The organism is Pseudomonas sp. SZ57, assembly GCF_009495975.1.
GTDB lineage: Bacteria > Pseudomonadota > Gammaproteobacteria > Pseudomonadales > Pseudomonadaceae > Aquipseudomonas > Aquipseudomonas syringae.
In genome coordinates this window covers 1-265 of the sequence record NZ_WIBD01000072.1, presented here as the reverse complement: position 1 = coordinate 265, position 265 = coordinate 1, and the positions used below count along the sequence as shown (strand labels likewise).

1 protein-coding gene is annotated in these 265 nt (G+C 59.2%); it reads left to right on the top strand.

The annotated features are described in order from the left end of the window. Positions 1–265: hypothetical protein (locus GE543_RS27210; RefSeq protein ID WP_178118682.1), on the top strand; the 265-nt coding region annotated here is incomplete at both ends.

Here is a 265-nt window from a genome sequence, read left to right as displayed (position 1 = left end):
ACTTCGATAACCGTGTGCTGTCAGGTGAGCCACCGCTGCCCATTCCGCCGCTCTCCGAGATCATCGGGGACGCGGACACGGACGAACACGCGCTGTCCGCCATATCCAGCTACTACAACCGCCAGTCATTACGACTGGCGGTTTTGTTTAGAGAAGACAACGACGAACGCACGCGGGCGTTATTCGGCATGTACATCGTCCACCTTGCCGCGCCTTACAACATCGTCACGCGCGCATGGGAGGGCGAGAGCTTCCTAGCGTTCGA